The 306-nt window shown below is 72.5% G+C and carries 1 protein-coding gene; it reads right to left on the bottom strand.

Going from position 1 to position 306, the window contains the following annotated elements; translation table 11 throughout:
• The coding region (locus BGN95_RS00835) for an aconitase family protein (protein ID WP_286771338.1) at positions 1 to 306 on the bottom strand (306 nt) is incomplete at both ends.

Here is a 306-nt window from a genome sequence, read left to right as displayed (position 1 = left end):
ATGAAGACGCGATCGATCGGCAGCCCGGCGATCGGCTGGCCCGGGGTCAGCCCCATATAAGCGAGCGCGCGTTCCTGCGCGGCGCGGTCGAGCGGGTCGGCGGCGGTGCGCGGATCGGGGATATGGTCGTCGATCGCGATGACCTGCGACGGGTTGGTGCCCCAGGTGACCATCGGGCGCAGCATGTCCGCCGCAACGGTCATCTCGCGATCGAAGCGCGCGTCGGGGGCGCTTGCGAGCGCGCGCCATTGGGCGACGTGGCGATCCCAGTCTGCGCCCCGCGGCGCGCCGGGGCGGCCCTTGAGA

The organism is Sphingomonas sp. 66-10 (assembly GCF_001897045.1).
GTDB classification, from domain to species: domain Bacteria; phylum Pseudomonadota; class Alphaproteobacteria; order Sphingomonadales; family Sphingomonadaceae; genus Sphingomonas; species Sphingomonas lycopersici.
This window is presented reverse-complemented; position numbering and strand designations above follow the sequence as displayed.